Origin of the sequence: Kribbella sp. C-35 (assembly GCF_046549195.1) — a bacterium.
GTDB lineage: Bacteria > Actinomycetota > Actinomycetes > Propionibacteriales > Kribbellaceae > Kribbella.
Map to the genome: position 1 here is coordinate 875,298 of NZ_JAJPWG010000004.1, position 16,743 is coordinate 892,040.

Genomic DNA, 16,743 nt, shown 5'->3' on the forward strand with positions numbered 1-16,743 from the left:
CCGTGACGCACCTGTGACGCAGGTCAGGCCACTAAGCGGGCTCTCAGCTTCTCCAGGTCCTTGTCGGTCAGACCACCGTGCCGCAGGTACGCCTCCGGTCCGCCGTAGTTCTCATCCAGATGCCGCAGGATCGCGACGATCGACTCGGCCCGGGTGTCCCGGAACTCGATCATCTCCGGGTGCTTCGCGACGTCGGGCTCTTCGGCGAGCTGCTCCTCCAGCCACTGCGCGAGCCGCGACTGCGTCAGGTAGTAGTCGGCAACGATCTCTTCCTCGGGTACGCCGGCCACGCTCAGCGCCAGCGCGACGACCATGCCGGTGCGGTCCTTGCCACCGTGGCAGTGCACGACCACGGCGCCGTCGGGCTCGTCCGCGATCGCCTTCACCGCGGCCGCGAACAACTCCGGCCGCTTGTCCAGCATCCACGTGCACGCCGCGACGATGGTCGGCTGCCCGTGGTCCGGGTCCGCCGGATCCGCGAGCGACTGCCGCACCGCCAACGGCGTACCGGTGAACGGCGTCGGCGCGATCGCGACCTCGCCGTCGCCTCGCAGGTCCAGGATCCGGCTCACCCCGGACTGGCGTAGGGCCTCGACGCCATCCGCGTTCAGGTACTGCAGGCTGTCCGACCGGATCAGCACGCCCTCGCGCACCACGCGCCCGTCAGCGGTCGGCAAGCCGCCGACGTCGCGCACGTTGCGGCATCCGGGCCAGTCGAGATCCATCGCTGTCACCTGTCCTGTGGGCGGTTCTGCGGGCGGTCTGGGTTCGGTCCCGGGTTGTACGGCGGGGGTGCCGGGAAGGTGTGGTTCTGCTGCGGCGGCACCGGCGGGTACGGGTAGTTGCCGGGGGCACCTGGCTGCGTGGGGAAGGTGTTCTCTGGACGGTTGCGCCGGCGCTTCGTGACCGCCCCGATCGTCAGGAACGTGACGCCGAGGCCGATGAAGATCAGCAACGAGAACACGGTGCCGAGGATCGACAGCACGAACGCGAAGACGGACGACTTCGGACCGGCGGCGTACGTCGCACTGGTCTCGTCATCGGTGCAGGAGATGCTGTAGTCGCCGGCCGGCACGGTCCGCGTCGAGCGCGCGACGACGTACCAGCTATCGCCGTTGATCGTGATCGTCTCGGACCCGGTCGGTGGCTTGATCGGTACGTCGTTGCCGTTCGCGTCCTGCACCTCGCACGGCGGGGTCAGCACCGGGATCGACGCGTAGATCGTCAGCCCTTCCTTCTTCAGGTGCACGACCCCGTCCTCGATCGGCTGCGGCGTTCGCGGCGCGGTCACGACGATCCGCCAGACGAAGAACCCGGCCACGAGCGCGCCGACGACGAAACAGGCGATGGCGATCTTCGGCAGGATCGACTTCTCGGCCGGAGCCCCGGGGTACGTCATACCCGCACGTTATCTGGTGCGGGTTCTCTATGAGGACTGGCGCGTGAGAGTCAGGTCGTCGCAGTAGCCGAACCCGGCGCCTGCTCGGGTGAAGCAGTAAACCGCCTACACCAACGAGCAACGACAGCTACGGTACGCCGAGCAGCCTGAGGACGGCTGCGGTTGCGGCAGCGGCGACGACCACCAGTACGAAGGGGGCCTTGCGCCACGCGAGGATGCCGCCGACCAGGACGCCGGCTGGGCGGGCGATGCCTGCGGGGCCGTGGCCGTCGGTCAGTGCGGATGTTGCGACCAGCGCGGTCAGCAGGACGATCGCGGCCGCGGCGAGCAACTGTTGCGCCCGCTCCGGCACCTCGAACCGGCTCCGCAACGCGGGCCCTGCGAAGCGCATCGAAAAGGTGCCCACAGCAAGCACCCCGATCGCGACCAGCAGCAGTGGCGTGTTATTCATTGTGCGCGACCTCCAGTGCGGGCTTCCCGGCGCGGTAGAACAGCAGGCCGGCCAACGCGAGCAGCACCGGCAGTCCGGACGGCAGGAACGGCGTTGCGATCAAGGCGATGACGACGCCGACGAGCGCCGCCGTACGGGTCGATCGGTCGCGGAGAGCGGGCAGCACCAGCGCCAGCAGCACCGCGGGGAACGCCGCGTCCAGCCCGAAGACGTCGGTGTCGGTGATCACCGAGCCGGCCAGTCCACCGATCACGACCCCGATGTTCCAGCAGACGAAGATGCCGATCCCGCCGGCCCAGTACGCCGCCCGCCGCTGCTTCAGCTCGTCCTGCCCCATCGCGAACGCGACGTTCTCGTCAGTCATCAGGTGACTGCCCGGCCAGCGCCGCCAGCCGCTGCCGATCACATCACTGAGCGCCAGCCCGAACGCGAGGTGCCGGGTGTTCACCAGCAGCCCCGCGACCATCGCCGCGATCGGGCTCCCGCCGGCCGCGACGATCCCGACGAACAGGAACTGCGACGCACCCGCGAAGACCACGATCGACAACACGACCGGCAACCACAACGGCAGACCGCCGCCGACGCTGATCGCGCCGTACGACACCCCGACGACGCCGTCGGCCAGGCAGACCAGGCCGATGTCGCGGGCGAGTCTCCGATCGAGTGTTCGCCATATCGAACGCATGGGCATTATGATGAACAGATCCCCTCTCGTTCGTCAAGCCGAACAACAGACCGCTACATCGAACATGGAGCGAACACCGATGGAATCCCGCGCACCACTGGACGTGATCGCGTCATCCCTGCGCCGGCACCGGGCCCGCGCCGGACTGTCCTTGACCGAGGTCGCGAAACGCGCCGGGGTCGCCAAGTCCACGCTGTCCCAACTCGAGTCCGGTACCGGAAATCCGAGCGTCGAAACCCTGTGGGCGCTGGCCGTCGCGCTCGACACCCCGTTCGCCGCGCTGCTCGACCCGCCGCGCCCGAAGGTCCAGGTCATCCGCGCCGGCGAAGGCCCGGCGATCTACTCCGACCAGGCCGACTACAGCGCCACGCTGGTCGCCTCCAGCCCGCCGAACGCGCGCCGCGACATCTACCGCATCGTCATCGCCCCCGGCCCCGGCCGGAAGTCCGAGCCGCACATGCCCGGCGTCGTCGAACACGTCATCCTCGGCTCCGGCCGCGCCCTCGTGGGTCCCACTGACGAGCCGATCGAGTTGCTGCCGGGCGACTACGTGGCCTACCCCGGCGACCTGCCGCATATCTTCCAAGCCCTCGAAGAAGGCACGGCAGCCACGCTCGTTTCCGAGCATATGTAACGTTAACCGCTCACCTCTGGACATCTACGCGCAGCTCTGCGCATCATCATCGAGAGAGCTCTCTGGCTGAAGTCCGCCCCACTTCGCTTGGAGGTAGCACCCCCGATGAGACTCAAGTCCTTACTGCTCTGCGCTCTTCTCGGCCTCGCCGCCGCCCTGGTCCCCGGCAGCGCGTCGGCGGTCGGCGTCACGCCCGGCACCTACGTCAACTACACGTTCGACACCGCGTCGCTCACTCAGGCCGAGTTCAAAATGACGATCAACGCCTCCCCCGGCCGCGCGAACGTCTACTGGGCCAACCAGTTCGGCTTCACCGGCGGCGACGTCGGCGGTTACACCGGCATGCAGACGCACCGCGACGGCGGCGGCATGTTCCTGTACTCGCTCTGGAACTCCACCGCCTGGAAGGCCGGAGACGCCGGCACCTACTGCATCCAATTCCAGGAGGACGGCACCGGCGGCAGTTGCCGCCTCGACGAGGCTCCTACCGCCGGCCACACCTACGCCTTCGCGGTCGCGAGCGAGGGCAGCGGCTGGTACGGCGTCACGGTCCGCGATCTGACCGCCGGTACGTCGTTCAAACTCGGCAGCCTGCAAACCGGCTCCGGGAACACGATCAGTACGTCGGGAATGGTCAGCTGGACCGAGTACTTCGACTGGAACAACGACAAGGCCACCTGCGACGACGAGCCGTACTCGAAGCTGACGATGAGCGCACCGACCAGCGGCAGCCTCACCGCGCACTTCACCGGCACGTCGGAGAGCAGCGGCTGCGCCGCGGACAGCCAGGTCACGCTGAACGGATCGACCGCCGTCCAGGAGAACGGCATCGGCAACTCGGACTCAGGCGACATCCGCGGCAGCGGCGGCTGCCTGGACGTCTCCGGCTCGGACGGTACGACGATCCTGCTGTACACCTGCACCGGCGGCAACAACCAGAACTGGGTGCACGCGGAGAACTCCACGTTCCACGCCCTCTTCAGCTGCCTCGACGCGAGTGCCACGCAAGCCGGCACCGTGATCCTCTACAGCTGCCACGGCGGCACGAACCAGCAGTGGACGCTGCCCGGCGACGGCACGATCCGGACCGGCGGCCGCTGCCTCACCGCGCCAGCAGCGCTGGGCAATCCCGTGACCGTTGCCACCTGCAACAACTCGGCCACGCAACGCTGGACGGTCTGACAACGGACGACGCCCGGGACCGCACACAGTGGGTCCCGGGCGTCGCGACGTACGGTCGATTGCTAGATCTTGCGGCCGACCGCGCCGACGATGCACTCTTCGACCTGGTTCAGCGGCTTGAGCCGCGGGCCGTCCGGCCACCAGTCGTCGCAGAGCACCAGGCCCGGGGCGACCAACTCCTGGCCGGGGAAGAACTCCATCAGTTCCGCGCGGGTGCGGAACCTGCCGCTGCCCATCGGGCTGTGGATGAACTTCTCCTCCATCTTCGCGGCGACCTCGGAGTGCTCCGGAGTCTCCGGGTCGTAGAAGTGCGAAATCACCGTGTACGACCCGGGCACCACCGCGTCGACGTACTTCTGCATGATCTGCGCACCTTCGGTGCCGATGTAGTGGTGCAGCGTGCCGGCCTGCATCACGGCGATCGGCTGGCTGAAATCCAGGAAGTCCCGGACCTCGGGCTTGCTCAGCACCTCGTCCGGGTCGAAGATGTCGGCGCTGACGAACAGGGTGTTCTCGTTCTCCTCCAGCAGCGCACGGCCGTGCGCGAGCACCACCGGGTCGTTGTCGATGTAGAGCACCTTGGCCTCGGGCTGGATCCGCTGCACGACCTGGTGGGTGTTCTCGGCAGTCGGCAGGCCGGACCCGCAGTCGAGGTACTGCGTGATCCCCGCCTGGCCGGCCAGGAACCGGCACGAGCGGATCAGAAAGTTCCGGTTCGACCAGGCCAGGTCCTGGGCCTGCGGCGCGGCGGCCTGGACCCCACGCAGTACCTCGCGGTCGATCTCGAAATTGTCCTTGCCGCCCAAGAAGGCGTCGTACACCCGGGCGATGCTGGCCCGGGTGGTGTCCACGCCGACCGGGATCGAACTGGGTGCCTTGGTGGCGTCGACCATCAGTGAACCTCGCAGAGAGTGATCGGGAGTTCTGTGGTTCCGACTCTACTGACCGTAGGGTGCTGTGAACACCGCGTACAGGCGCGTCGGGGTGGACGAGGTCACGATCTGTTGTGAAATGATCAGCTGTTGGTACCGGGCAGCATCTGCTGGGAGGCGACAGGGTGACCGAGCCGGGGGCGTACGGCGGCCCGACCGCTCTGCGCATCGTGCTCGGTGTACACCTGCGCCGGCTTCGCGAGGCCGCCAAGGTCAGCCGCAGCGATGCGGGCTGGGCGATCCGCGGCTCGGAGTCCAAGATCAGCCGCCTGGAGCTCGGCCGCGTCGGGTTCAAGGTGCGTGACGTCGACGACCTGCTGACGCTCTACAAACTCGAGGACCCGCAGGAACGCGAGCGACTGCTCACACTGGCCACCGACGCGAGCAATCCGGGCTGGTGGCAACGGTACGACGACCTGACGCCGCAATGGTTCCACTCGTACCTCGGTCTGGAGATGGCGGCCGATCTGATTCGTACGTTCGAGCTGCAGTTCGTGCCCGGCCTGCTGCAGACGCCGGACTACGCGCGGGCCGTCATACAACTCGGCCGACAGGACCAGCCGCTGTCGCAGCCCGAGCGGGATCGCCTTGTTTCGTTGCGAATGGGCCGCCAGGAAGTGCTGACGCGGCAACGACCCGCGCGGTTGTGGGCGGTGATCGACGAGGCGGTACTGCGACGTCCGATCGGCAGCCGCGAGATTCTCAAGGCCCAGTTGGAGTTCCTGATCGAGTCGGCGCGGCGGCACAACGTGACGTTGCAGATCATCCCGTTCGAGAAGGGCGGATACACCGCGACCGGTGGCGCGTTCACGCTGCTCCGGTTCAACGACGCCGACCTCCCGGACATCGTCTACATCGAGCATCTCACCAGCGCCGTCTACCTCGACAAGCGCGAGGAACTCGACACGTACGTCGTCACCATGGACTCCGTGTCGATCACCGCGGCCCAGCCTCGCGAGACCGAATCCCTTCTCCGCAAGGCGATCGCGGACCTCGAACGCTAACGCGCCTGTGCTCTAACGCGGTTGGGCGCCCGGTCCGGGGCGGAAGGCAACTTCGCGCGGGGTCGGCTCGTGGCCGGCTTCGCACTTCATGACCACCGTGACGCGCTCGCCGCAGTCGCCGCGGTGGCGCGGCTCGATCGGCGGGCCGGAGTCGAGCGGCAGGTACTGGTCGGCCCACTGGATCATTGCCACCAGCACCGGGTAGAGATCGAGCCCCGCCTGGGTCAGCCGGTACTCCGAGCGTTCGCGCTGACCGGGCAGGCGATACGGGTGACGGCGGATCAGGCCACGCTCGATCAGCGCGGCGAGCCGCTCGGTCAGGACCTGGCGCGGGACGCCGGCCCGGGACCGGATGTCCTCGAACCGGCGGACGCCGACGAAGACCTCGCGCAGGACGTGAAAAGTCCACTTGTCGCCGAGGATGTCCATCGTCCGGGAGATCGTGCAGTTCTCCGTGGACCAGTTCATCGCCTCCGGCATCTCTTCGCTCAGTGCCGTACTCATGTGAAGCATGATAAGTCCGCTTGACAGACTCAGCCAAGTGGAGCAAGGCTGAATCCGTGAACCAGACTCAGACGAGACCGCCACTCGTCCGCCGCGCCGGCGAACCCGACGCGGACGAGCTGGCGAGGATGCTGTCCGGGCTGACGGACCTCAGCCGCTACTTCCGGTTCCAGACCGCGATCGGTACGCCGCCGCGGCAGGCCCTGCTGCTGCGTATGCTGTGCCCGACCGGAACCGCCTTCGTCGCAACCCGCGACGAGACGATCGTCGGCCACGCGATGTGGGCCTGGGCCCCCGGCGAGTCGACCGCCGAACTAGCGGCCGTAATCGCCGAGGACGACCAGCGCCGCGGCCTAGGTATTCGGATGCTCTCCATCGCCGCCGCAGACGCGATCGCCGCCGGCGCGACCCACTTCCTGTTCGTCGTCAGCGCCGCCAACGACCGCTCCCTCCGAATGATCCGCCGCCGCTGGCCCGACGCAACCGTAGAACGCGACGGCGCCCTCCTAACCTTCACAGCCCCAGCCCGCCTACCGGGCCAACCGAAAGAACGCCCGGCTGTCGTCGAGGAGCAGGACGGGCTCAGCGAAGTGACCGCCACCCGCGAACTCCGACCAATGGACGACGCGCTGCCAGCGCTGTAGCAGGAGGGATTGTGGTCTGCCCACGCGAACGCGGTGGCTCGCTGGGCTCGCGAGCGGGACCGGGTATTGATGCTGAGAATGCCGGGCGGATGGAATCTCCCGGGCGGCACGCCGAAAGCCACCGATGCCGATTGGTGCGCGACAGTGAACCGTGAGCCGTCGAAGCGGCCGACGTCACCGTTCGGGATATCGTTCCAGCGTGCGGTTGCGCACCTTGACGCATCGCTGAAGCAGTCGCCTGATCCAGCCCAAGGCACCGGCTCCGCCAGCCACCGAACGTCTTGACACGGCAGTGGATCCGAGTGAGTGGCATGAGGCTTGTCGGTGCCGGTTTGCCCGGCCTGCCGGGGTGGACCGGTCCGGTCGTACGGCGCGGTGTGGACTTGATCCATCCGGTTGGCGACCTCGGCCCGACGTACGGGAGGACGTCGACCGGGTACCGCAGTCGGACTCGTTCGCGGATCCGATCCGATCACCGGCTTCACGACGACCTGGTCCTGCTCGAGCAACTCAAATCAGTTGGCCCGCCGCCGGCACAGGACGGGCGCGTCGGAACGACCTACCGTGCGGCTATTTCGGCCGCTTCGAGTTCTTCTGTGCGGGAGGTGGTTGGGATTGGGTGGGTGCCCAGGTGGTCGACGACGAAGCGGAACCCGTGGGGGCTGATCCAGTCGACTGCTCCGGAGGGCAGGCGTCGGCTTCGCCAGCCGCCGAAGGTTTTGGCGCGGTGGTGGAGTCTGCCTAGCGGTATGAGGTTGTCGGTGGTGGTTTGCCCGGTCGGTCTGGGTGGACCGGTGCGGTCGTACGGCGTGATGTGGTCTTGATCCATCCGGGCGGTGGCCTCGGCCCCGCTGTACGGGAACATGTCGACCGGGTGTTGGAGTCTCACTCGTTCGCGGATCCGGTCCGGGATCTCGTAGCTGTGCACGCTGACCTGGTCCTGAAGATCGATCACGGGCTTCACACTGATCTGGTCATGACCGAGCAGCTCGCTCAACTGGCTCACGAGTAGCGGTCCGAGTTCTTCGACCCGCAGTACGCCGTTGCCGGTAGCAAGCGTCCGGTCGGTCAAGTGCACGTACAGGGTGTGCCGGTTCCGCCGCCCGCTCCCAGCCCCGAGCCCGTTCCGGTAGGCCTCTTGCTTGATCGCCGCCAGCCGCGCCGGCAGCTCGCCCGCGAGCATCCGCCGCGTGAACGCATCCGCGTCACCACCACCAGCATTCACAGCCTGGCCCGCGCCGTCATCCCAACCCTCATGCGCACCTTCGTCCGCACCATCACACCCACCGTCGCCGCACAGGTTGCCGCACACCTCGTCGTACACGTCGCCGTAGGTGTTGGCGCACACGTCGTCGTATGTGCTGTCGTTCCCGCCGTCAGCGCCACCCTCAGCGTCACGCTCGGCCGTGGACGGCGTGGTGGCGTCGGCTATCGACGCGTCCTGGTCGGCGGCTGCGTCTGGGGTGACGCGAGCGCCTTGTGTGTGAGTCCGGTCGGTGCGGGCCGGGTCGGCGTCGGTGGGCGGGGCGTCTGCTGGTGGCGCGTCTGCTAGTGGGGCGTCTGCTGGCTGGGTGTGGGTCGGCTCGGTACGGGTGGGCTGGGTGCGGGCGAGGTGGCGGGCGACTTCGAGGAGGTGGTGGGCCGCTGCGGGGTCGGAGATCCAGCCGATCGCCTTTGCGCGGCGCTGGTCGAGGTCGTCGGGGTCGCCGAGGGTCTTCAATGCGCGGGCGAGGTCGTCGATGGTGGCGTCGAACCGGATCACGTCCCCGGCCGCGGCGCGGACCCAGATGCGTGTCGTGCCGTCGTCGTCCGACGGGGCAACGAACACACCCCGGGTCCGCGCGGCCGCTTCCGCCTGGGCTTTGGCTGCTTCGGGGTCGGCTTCCCAGACCGCAGCCTTGACGATCTTGGCCAGGGCTCCGGGCGTGACGGTGTCGACGATCCCGACCACCCGCCGGTCGACGATCGCGGCCGCCTCGAGTGACAACGACAGGCAGGCGTGGGCGATCTTGCGGGCCCGCCACGGGACGGCGTTTCCGTCCAGTACTGCGGCCCAGGTCCTCGGCAGCCGATGCCGCAACGCGAGGGCCTCGCCGATCAGCGCCGCGGCCGCGCCAGTCGACATGCGCATCACCGCACCGAACTCGATCGGGGCGAACTCCGCGACCCCGGGGCAGCCGTCACCGCCGTACACATGGATCTGTTCGTAGCCCGGCAGCGGCTGATACCCCTCCACCACCGCATGCCGGTCAGCGAACACCAGCGCCGCTTCCAGCACCCGCACCGCGGCGCGGTTCTGGATCCGGTCGTACTCGGCCGCCGCGGCCAGCAGGTCCGCGGTGTCGAGTACTTCCAGATCCTCTTCGAACATGTGTTCTAGTTTATATCACGATCGCATCTCGCTCAAATCGAGAAGCGGCCAGGATCTCTTGTTTACAAGGGAATACCGCGCAGGTGAACAACGACGCCCGGCGGCACGACGGAAGGCGCAAGGAGGTCCGACGCCGCTCGTCCGACGGCCCGGCCAGCGTTCCCCGGCGGCGCCGCTGCAGCGGGCTGCGTAGTAGGCGACGGAGGAGCACGCGTAGCGGACGCGGGATGGTCGGGCGGTCGGTGCCAGCACACGTCTGTCGCATAGCGGCGCCAGCCGCGCGTAGCCGGGTGGTGGGAGGTGCGTAGTGCTGCGTGGGCAGCACTTCATTCCCCGGCTCGGCTAGCGGAGTAGGCGGAAGAAGGTGCGGATGTCGTTGACTAGGAGGTTGGGGGTTTCTAGGGCGGCGAAGTGGCCGCCTTGGGGGTACTCCGACCAGTGGATGATGTGATGGCGGCGCTCTAGGACCCGGCGGATGGCTGGGTCGGTTGGGAAGACTGCTACGCCTGTTGGCACGCCCGGCACCACGTTGTCGGCGGTGTGGCGGTTCTCGTAGTAGAGGTTGGCGGAGGTTGCGCTGGTGTTGGTGAACCAGTAGATCGAGACGTCTGTCAGCAGGTGATCGAGGTCGACTGCTTGCTCGGGCAGTTCGCGGGCCGGATCGGTCCACTCCCAGAACTTCTCCAGGATCCACGCCAGCTGCCCGACCGGCGAGTCGCTCAGCGCGAACGAGACCGTCTGCGGCCGAGTCCCCTGCAATTCGGCGTACCCGGTCCCGACCGCACGCAACCGCTCGGCCGCCGCGAGCCGCTCGCGCTCAACCGCGTTCAAAGAGGAGCGATCGCCCGGTTCGAGCGCCGGATATGCCAGTCCTCCATTGATGTGTACGCCGACCACGTGCGTTGGATCCACCTGTCCCACCAGAGGCGAGACAACCGATCCCGTGTCGCCGCCCTGCGCGCCGTACCGCTCGTACCCCAGGCGGCGCATCAGCTCCGCCCACGCGCGGGCGATCCGGGTGTGATTCCAGCCGGACGTCAACGGCACCGAGAACCCATGCCCCGGCACGGACGGCGCGACGATGTGGAACGCGTCGCGTGGATCCCCGCCGTACGCCGCCGGATCGGTCAGCGGCCCGAGCACCTCCAGGAACTCGGCCACGGACCCCGGCCACCCGTGCGTCAGCACCAACGGCAACGCACCCGGCTCGGCCGATCGCACGTGCAGGAAGTGAATCGTCTGTCCGTCGATCTCGGTCGTGTACTGCGGATACTCGTTGAGCCGCGCCTCCCAGGCGCGCCAGTCGTACGCCGCCCACCGCTCGACCACGCGCCGCAAATACTCAACCGGCACCCCACGCGCCCACCCGTCCCCAGGTAGTTGCCGAGGCCAACGAACCTGCTCCAGTCGACGCCGCAGGTCCGCGAGCTCCGCGTCCGGCACCGCGATCCGGAACTCAGAGATCATGCGCCCGCTCGTGCAGCGGCTCGTACAACCCGACCTCGCCCCCACCCGGCAGCCGGAACGCCGTCAGCACGCCCCATTGCTGCCGCTCGACCGGCCGCACGAACTCCACTCCGCGCGCCGACAGGTCTGCCATCGTCTGCTCGAGGTTGTCGCACATCAGCAACAACTCGTGCGACCCGGCCTCCGCCGGATGCATCGCAACCTCGGCGGGCGGCAGCTTGAAGATCAGCCAACCGTGGCCGGCGTCCACCGACGGGTACTCCAGCACGTCCCGGAAGAACGCGCGGTCCGCTTCGGCATCGGTGGTGTAGATGATCACATGCGCTCCGTTGATCATCTTCAGCACTGTAGCCGGGAATACGGACAGTGCCAGGGCAGGTTGCCGAAGAGATGATCCTCTTGACTGGCGCAACGGGCAACGTCGGGCGCGAACTCAAAGCGCTGCTGCCGGAGGCGCGTGCTCTCGACCGCTCGTCCGGCGCCGATCTCGCCCGCCCCGAGACGCTCGAGCTGGAGGGTGCCGACTCCGTCTTCCTAATCTGGCCGTTCCTCACCTCCGACGGCGCGAGTGCGGTGCTCGGCAAGATCGCCCAACACGCGCGGCGGGTGGTTTACCTGTCGTCGTCGGCAGTCCGGTTCGGGGCCGACACGGATCCGATCACGCGGCTGCACGCCGATCTGGAGACGGCCGTTCGAGCGTCCGGGCTGGAGTGGACGATCCTGCGCGCGGACACGTTCGCGTCCAACGCGCTCGGCTGGGCGGGGCAGCTCCGGGCCGGTGACGTCGTACGCGGGCCGAACAGCGCCGCCACCGCGGTGATCGACCCCGCGGACATCGCCGCGGTCGCTGCCGCCGTACTGCGTGACTCGCAGCCCGGCACGACCCATACGCTGACCGGTCCCGACGTACTCAGCCGGACCGATCAGGTGCGGATCCTCGGCGACGCGCTCGGACGCGAGCTGACGTTCGACGCGACACCGTTCGACGACGCGCGAGCGCAGCTGCTCGCAGACGGTCGCCCGCCGGCGCTAGTCGAGGCCCTCATCGGCAGCGCGCAGAACCGCCCAGCCTCCGACCTCGTCACAACAACCGTCCAGGACGTCACCGGCCGGCCCGCATGCACCTTCGGCGCCTGGGCCGACCGGAACGTCGCCGCGTTCGGCTGATGAGCCCTCGACTCAGTCCTCGACGACGATCGCAAGGGCCGGGCAGACCGCCGCGGCCTGGTGGACGTCGGCGGTGAGGTCCTCCGATGGGTTGTCGGTGAGGAGAACGACGATGCCGTCCTCGTCACGTTGGTCGAAGACGTCGGCGGCCGCGGTGACGCACTGGCCCGACGCGACGCATTTGTCCTGGTCGATGATGATCTTCATGGTGGCTCCTCCGATTACCAAGTGACGGGTAGCGAGTGGACGCCGTACACGGATCCGTCGTGCTTGAACGGGATCTCGTCCAGCTCGGCCGCCCGGCGCAGGGTGGGGATGCGGCGGTAGAGGGTGCTGTAGACGACCTGCAGCTCCATCCGCGCCAATGGTTGCCCCAGGCACTGATGTACGCCGAAGCCGAACGCCACGTGGTGCCGGGCGTCGCGGTGCAGATCGAGCGTGTCCGGGTCCGGGAACGCCGACGGGTCCCGATTGCCGATGTCGTTGGGGAAGATCAGGCCCTCGCCGGCCTTGATCACATGGCCGTCGAGCTCGATGTCCTCGAGCACCGCGCGGCGGCGGCCGTTGTGGGTGATGTTCAGGTACCGCAGCAACTCCTCGACCGCACCCGCGACGACCTTCGGGTCAGCTGTCTCCCGCAACACGGCCAGCTGCGCCGGGTGTTCCAGCAGCGCAAGGGTGCCGAGGGCAATCATGTTGGCGGTGGTCTCGTGCCCGGCGAGCAGCAGCAGGACGCCCATCCCGGCCGCGTCCTGCCGGGTCAGTTCACCGGCCTTGACCCGCTCGGTCAGCCCGGACAGCAGATCGTCGCCCGGGTTCTCGAGCTTCTCGCCGACCAGGTTGAACAGGTAGGCGCCCAGGTTGCCGTGCGCCTGACCGCGCTCCTCGGGCGTCGCGGTGAGGCTGATCAGCTGCTTGCTGTTCTGCTGGAAGAAGTCGTGGTCCGCATACGGAACGCCGAGCAGCTCGCAGATCACCAACGACGGCACCGGCAGCGCGAAAGCCTCCATCAGATCGACCGGCTTCGGACCGGCCAGCAGGTCGTCGATCAGCCCGTCGACGATCTTCTGGACGCGCGGACGCATCGCCTCCACCCGCTTGATCATGAACGGCGCGGTGACCATCCGGCGCAGCCTGGCGTGCTCGGGATCGTCCATCAGGATGAAGCCGATCCCGACGCCGTCGCCGGACCTCGGCGCCATCGCGGTCTGACTCGGGTACCCGGGGCTGGTGACGTCGGCACTGAGCCGCGGATCGGCGAGCAGCTTGCGCTGATCGGCGTACCGGGTGACCAGCCAGGCGGTCTTGTCGAAGACCTGCACCTTGACCAGCGGCGCCTCGTCCTGCAACTCGCGCAGCTTCGGCGGTGGATCGAACGGGCAGCCTTCCGCCCGGGTCATCGGATAGACGGGAGTAGTCATACAAGTCCTTCCCCAGAGAGGTCTTACGCGTGCACCAGGTGCTCCCGGTGCAGGCGCGTCGGTTTCGGTGCGTTCCAGCCGAGGACGCCGACGATCCGGCCGTTCCGGCGGTAGTGGGCCACGAACCGGTCCGTAACGTTGCCTTCGGCAATCGTCACGTCCGCGTCGGCGGACGGCCGGCCGTGGACCTGGACCTTGGTGCTGAACTGGTCGGTCCAGAAGTACGGGATCGGGCGGTACTGCTGTTCCGCGCCCAGGATGTTGGCCGCGACGCACAGCGCCTGCTCGGTGGCGTTGGTCCGATTCTCCAACCGGAGCAGGGAATCCCCGCACTGCCAACGCGCCACGTCGCCCGCCGCGTAGACCCCGTCGGCCGCACGACAATACGCATCGCACACGACGCCGTTGTCGAGCGCGACCCCGCTCCCCTCCAACCAGTCGGTCGCCGGTACTGCGCCCAGCGCCACGACCACCACGTCCGCGGGCAGTACGTCGCCATCAGCCAGCAGTACGCCGTTCACGTGACCGTCCACGTCCGTCAGCCCGGCGACCGCCGTACCCAGACGAAGGTCGACACCTTGGGACCTGTGCAGCTCGCCCAGCAATGCTCCGATCAAAGGACCGAGTTGGGCCTCCAGGAGGGTTGACTGGGGGCCTGCCACGGTGACGGCGAGGTTCAGCTTGCGGGCAGTGGCGGCGACTTCTGCTCCTAGTACGCCCTCTCCAACTACCACCACTCGAGCAGGCTCGACGAGGTCTTTACGCAGGGCGGCCGCGTCGTCGAGTGTCCGCAGTACATGCACGCCCTCGAGCTCCGGACCAGGCAGGCGGCGCGGCGTGAGGCCGGTGGCGATCACCACCGTGTCGGCCGACAGCCTGCGTCCGGACGCGGTCCGTACCGTTCGCCCGTCAAGGGCGACCGCGGGATCGCCGAGGACGAAGTCGGCCTCCAGCGCCGACAACATCGCCTCCGGGCGCAGCCGCGTCCGCGCCTCGTCCCAGTCGCCGGACAAGAACTGCTTGGACAACGGCGGCCGGTCGTACGGCGGATGCCACTCGGCCCCGAGCACCGTGATCGGCTCGCGGAAACCCTTACGCCGCAGGGCTTCCACGGTCGTCAGCCCGGCCGCGGAAGCACCCACCACGAGCACACTCACGACGTGACCGGTGCTGTCAGTAGCCCCACGATGCCGTCGATCAGGCCGTCGGCCATCTCCTCCCATGTCGCCCGCGCGGTCGGTCTGCCCTCGGCCAGCGCGAGCTCGAACTCGGCCGTCATCTGGATGATCAGGTGCCGCGCCATGTCGCCGCGCTCGATCCGCACCGGCGGCGGCAGCTCCGCGAGACGCTCGGCGAGACCGTCGACGACCCGCTGCAGCGACGGCGAGTTCCGCGACTCCTGGAGCTGGATCTCCCGCAGCGCCGGGTCGTTCATCAACTGCGCACTGAACCGCGCGAGCCAGCACGGCGTACCGAGACTGCCCATGTGATCGGTCGCCGACCGGACCAAGACTGTGACCCAGTCGCGCACGTCCGGTTCGGCGCCGAGCTCCGCGAGCAGCTCCCGGCGCCGGGCCTCGACCGGTTCCGCGTGTTTGCGGACGATCGCGCGCACCAGATCGGTCTTGGTCCCGAAGTGGTAGCCGACCGCGGTGTTGTTGCCCTGACCGGCCGCCTCGCTGATCTGCCGGTTCGACACCTCGTGCACACCGCGCTCGGCGAACATCCGCTCCGCCGTGGTCAGGATCAGCTCGCGGGTCGCGTTCACCCGGACCGCTCGTACGTCCTTCGCCATCATCATCACCAGATCACCCTTACCTCCCGCAGCCCGCCGACGAGCAGCCCCTCGACGAGCGGCAACTCGGCCGGCGGCACTGCCAGCGCCAACGTCGGCAGCCGGCGCAACGACACTTCGAGAACGACCTGCAGTTCGGTCCGCGCCAGCGACTGACCGATGCAGGAGTGCGGCCCGGCCCCGAACGCCAGGTGCACGTTCGGGCTCCGGGTCAGGTCCATGTCCGCGGGTTCCGCGAAGATCCGCTCGTCCCGGTTCGCCGAGGCCATGCTGCAGATCGCGGTCGTCCCCGCGGGCAGGACGCCGTCGGACAGCTCGAGCTCCTCGGAGACGTACCGGATCATGCCGAACCCGGCGTTGGCGTCGTACCGCAAGGCCTCCTCGACGGCGGTGCGGACCAGCTCCGGGTCCGCGAGCAACTGCTCCCAGCGGCCGCGGTCGGCGAGCAGCATCGCCATCATCTTGCCGATCATGTTGGTGGTCGTCTCGTGCCCGGCGATCAGCAGGCCCATGCCGGTGGAGACGAGCGCGTCGTCGCTCAGCCGCTCCCCTGCCGAGTCGGTGCCGGTGATCAGATCGCTCAGCAGATCGGTGCCCGGCTCCGCACGTTTGGCCTCGACATGGCCGGTCATGTACGCCGTGAACTCGGCCTGCGCGGCCTCCATGTCAGCGGCCGAATAGCGACTCAGGTTCAGGAACGTGTCGGACCAGTACGAGAACCGCTCGCGATCCGACGCCGGTACGCCGAGCAGCTCGCAGATCACCCACACCGGCAACGGGAACCCGAGATTCGCCTTCAGGTCCGCGGGTTTCCCGCCCGCGATCATCGCGTCGACGAGTTCGTCCGCCATCGCTTCGATCGAGGGCCGCAGCGCCGCCATCCGCTTCGCCGTGAACCACTTGGTGATCATCCGCCGCCAGCGCTGATGCCCGTCCCCGGACTGCGGTACGCCGGGACGTCGCTCGTCGAACACGCCGGCACCCTCGGCCGAGACCCGGGCCCCTCCCTCGGCCGTCCGGGCGAAGCGCGCATCGGACAGCACCTGGCGAACGTCACTATCGGTCACTGGCCATCACCTCCACGTGG

19 protein-coding genes are annotated in these 16,743 nt (G+C 68.3%); 5 read left to right on the forward strand and 14 right to left on the reverse strand.

What is annotated here, in order from left to right; translation table 11 throughout:
* Positions 1-23: 23 nt before the first annotated feature.
* The 4 genes from ACLJOO_RS29975 to ACLJOO_RS29990 form a co-directional block, all read right to left on the reverse strand.
* Positions 24-725 (reverse strand): tyrosine-protein phosphatase, encoded by a 702-nt coding sequence (locus tag ACLJOO_RS29975; RefSeq protein ID WP_410790814.1) that lies wholly within the window; start codon positions 723-725, stop codon positions 24-26.
* Positions 726-730: 5 nt separating this feature from the next.
* On the reverse strand, positions 731-1,399 hold the full coding sequence (locus tag ACLJOO_RS29980; RefSeq protein ID WP_410790816.1) for a hypothetical protein: 669 nt from the start codon (positions 1,397-1,399) through the stop codon (positions 731-733).
* Positions 1,400-1,526: 127 nt separating this feature from the next.
* Positions 1,527-1,850, reverse strand: coding sequence for an AzlD domain-containing protein (locus ACLJOO_RS29985; protein ID WP_410790817.1), 324 nt, complete (start codon positions 1,848-1,850; stop codon positions 1,527-1,529).
* Positions 1,843-2,535, reverse strand: a complete 693-nt coding sequence (locus ACLJOO_RS29990) for an AzlC family ABC transporter permease (protein WP_410790818.1) — start codon at positions 2,533-2,535, stop codon at positions 1,843-1,845. Before ACLJOO_RS29990 ends, ACLJOO_RS29985 begins: the two co-directional genes overlap by 8 nt.
* A 79-nt stretch (positions 2,536-2,614) precedes the next feature.
* Between ACLJOO_RS29990 and ACLJOO_RS29995 the strand changes: the two genes are divergently transcribed.
* Both ACLJOO_RS29995 and ACLJOO_RS30000 read left to right on the forward strand, forming a co-directional pair.
* A complete protein-coding gene (locus ACLJOO_RS29995; protein WP_410790819.1) occupies positions 2,615-3,169 on the forward strand; it encodes a helix-turn-helix domain-containing protein in 555 nt (184 codons plus the stop codon).
* Between the two features lie 105 nt (positions 3,170-3,274).
* Positions 3,275-4,351, forward strand: coding sequence for a ricin-type beta-trefoil lectin domain protein (locus tag ACLJOO_RS30000; RefSeq protein WP_410790820.1), 1,077 nt, complete (start codon positions 3,275-3,277; stop codon positions 4,349-4,351).
* Positions 4,352-4,413: 62 nt separating this feature from the next.
* Here the strand turns inward: ACLJOO_RS30000 and ACLJOO_RS30005 are convergent, their stop codons facing one another.
* A complete protein-coding gene (locus ACLJOO_RS30005; RefSeq protein WP_410790821.1) occupies positions 4,414-5,244 on the reverse strand; it encodes an SAM-dependent methyltransferase in 831 nt (276 codons plus the stop codon).
* A gap of 164 nt (positions 5,245-5,408) precedes the next feature.
* Here ACLJOO_RS30005 and ACLJOO_RS30010 point away from each other — a divergent pair, with 164 nt between their 5' ends.
* A complete protein-coding gene (locus ACLJOO_RS30010; RefSeq protein ID WP_410790822.1) occupies positions 5,409-6,287 on the forward strand; it encodes a helix-turn-helix domain-containing protein in 879 nt (292 codons plus the stop codon).
* A gap of 12 nt (positions 6,288-6,299) precedes the next feature.
* Here ACLJOO_RS30010 and ACLJOO_RS30015 read toward each other — a convergent pair whose 3' ends face one another.
* On the reverse strand, positions 6,300-6,791 hold the full coding sequence (locus ACLJOO_RS30015) for a winged helix-turn-helix transcriptional regulator (protein WP_410790823.1): 492 nt from the start codon (positions 6,789-6,791) through the stop codon (positions 6,300-6,302).
* Between the two features lie 56 nt (positions 6,792-6,847).
* Between ACLJOO_RS30015 and ACLJOO_RS30020 the strand changes: the two genes are divergently transcribed.
* Positions 6,848-7,435 carry a GNAT family N-acetyltransferase gene (locus tag ACLJOO_RS30020; RefSeq protein WP_410790824.1) on the forward strand — a complete coding sequence of 196 codons (588 nt, stop codon included), beginning with the start codon at positions 6,848-6,850 and terminating at the stop codon, positions 7,433-7,435.
* Between the two features lie 559 nt (positions 7,436-7,994).
* Here ACLJOO_RS30020 and ACLJOO_RS30025 read toward each other — a convergent pair.
* The 3 genes from ACLJOO_RS30025 to ACLJOO_RS30035 form a co-directional block, all read right to left on the reverse strand.
* Positions 7,995-9,806: a DUF222 domain-containing protein gene (locus ACLJOO_RS30025; RefSeq protein WP_410790826.1), complete on the reverse strand. Its 1,812-nt coding sequence runs from the start codon at positions 9,804-9,806 to the stop codon at positions 7,995-7,997.
* Positions 9,807-10,148: 342 nt separating this feature from the next.
* Positions 10,149-11,273 carry an epoxide hydrolase family protein gene (locus ACLJOO_RS30030; protein WP_410790827.1) on the reverse strand — a complete coding sequence of 375 codons (1,125 nt, stop codon included), beginning with the start codon at positions 11,271-11,273 and terminating at the stop codon, positions 10,149-10,151.
* Positions 11,263-11,610 (reverse strand): VOC family protein, encoded by a 348-nt coding sequence (locus ACLJOO_RS30035; RefSeq protein ID WP_410790828.1) that lies wholly within the window; start codon positions 11,608-11,610, stop codon positions 11,263-11,265. The genes ACLJOO_RS30030 and ACLJOO_RS30035 overlap by 11 nt, the downstream gene beginning before the upstream one ends.
* Positions 11,611-11,663: 53 nt before the next feature.
* Between ACLJOO_RS30035 and ACLJOO_RS30040 the strand changes: the two genes are divergently transcribed.
* The gene (locus ACLJOO_RS30040; protein WP_410790829.1) at positions 11,664-12,440 is read left to right on the forward strand and encodes a nucleoside-diphosphate sugar epimerase; all 777 of its coding nucleotides are present in this window, start codon (positions 11,664-11,666) and stop codon (positions 12,438-12,440) included.
* Between the two features lie 12 nt (positions 12,441-12,452).
* On the opposite strand, the gene ACLJOO_RS30045 is transcribed toward ACLJOO_RS30040, so the two are convergent.
* Genes ACLJOO_RS30045 through ACLJOO_RS30065 form a run of 5 tightly spaced genes read right to left on the reverse strand, consistent with a single transcriptional unit; the run spans position 12,453 to position 16,723 of the window.
* Positions 12,453-12,647, reverse strand: coding sequence for a ferredoxin (locus ACLJOO_RS30045; RefSeq protein WP_410790830.1), 195 nt, complete (start codon positions 12,645-12,647; stop codon positions 12,453-12,455).
* Between the two features lie 14 nt (positions 12,648-12,661).
* On the reverse strand, positions 12,662-13,861 hold the full coding sequence (locus ACLJOO_RS30050; RefSeq protein WP_410790831.1) for a cytochrome P450: 1,200 nt from the start codon (positions 13,859-13,861) through the stop codon (positions 12,662-12,664).
* 23 nt (positions 13,862-13,884) lie between these two features.
* Positions 13,885-15,018 carry an NAD(P)/FAD-dependent oxidoreductase gene (locus ACLJOO_RS30055; RefSeq protein WP_410790832.1) on the reverse strand — a complete coding sequence of 378 codons (1,134 nt, stop codon included), beginning with the start codon at positions 15,016-15,018 and terminating at the stop codon, positions 13,885-13,887.
* Positions 15,015-15,662 (reverse strand): TetR/AcrR family transcriptional regulator, encoded by a 648-nt coding sequence (locus tag ACLJOO_RS30060; protein ID WP_410790833.1) that lies wholly within the window; start codon positions 15,660-15,662, stop codon positions 15,015-15,017. The genes ACLJOO_RS30055 and ACLJOO_RS30060 overlap by 4 nt, the downstream gene beginning before the upstream one ends.
* On the reverse strand, positions 15,662-16,723 hold the full coding sequence (locus tag ACLJOO_RS30065) for a cytochrome P450 (protein WP_410790835.1): 1,062 nt from the start codon (positions 16,721-16,723) through the stop codon (positions 15,662-15,664). Before ACLJOO_RS30065 ends, ACLJOO_RS30060 begins: the two co-directional genes overlap by 1 nt.
* Positions 16,724-16,743: the final 20 nt, after the last annotated feature.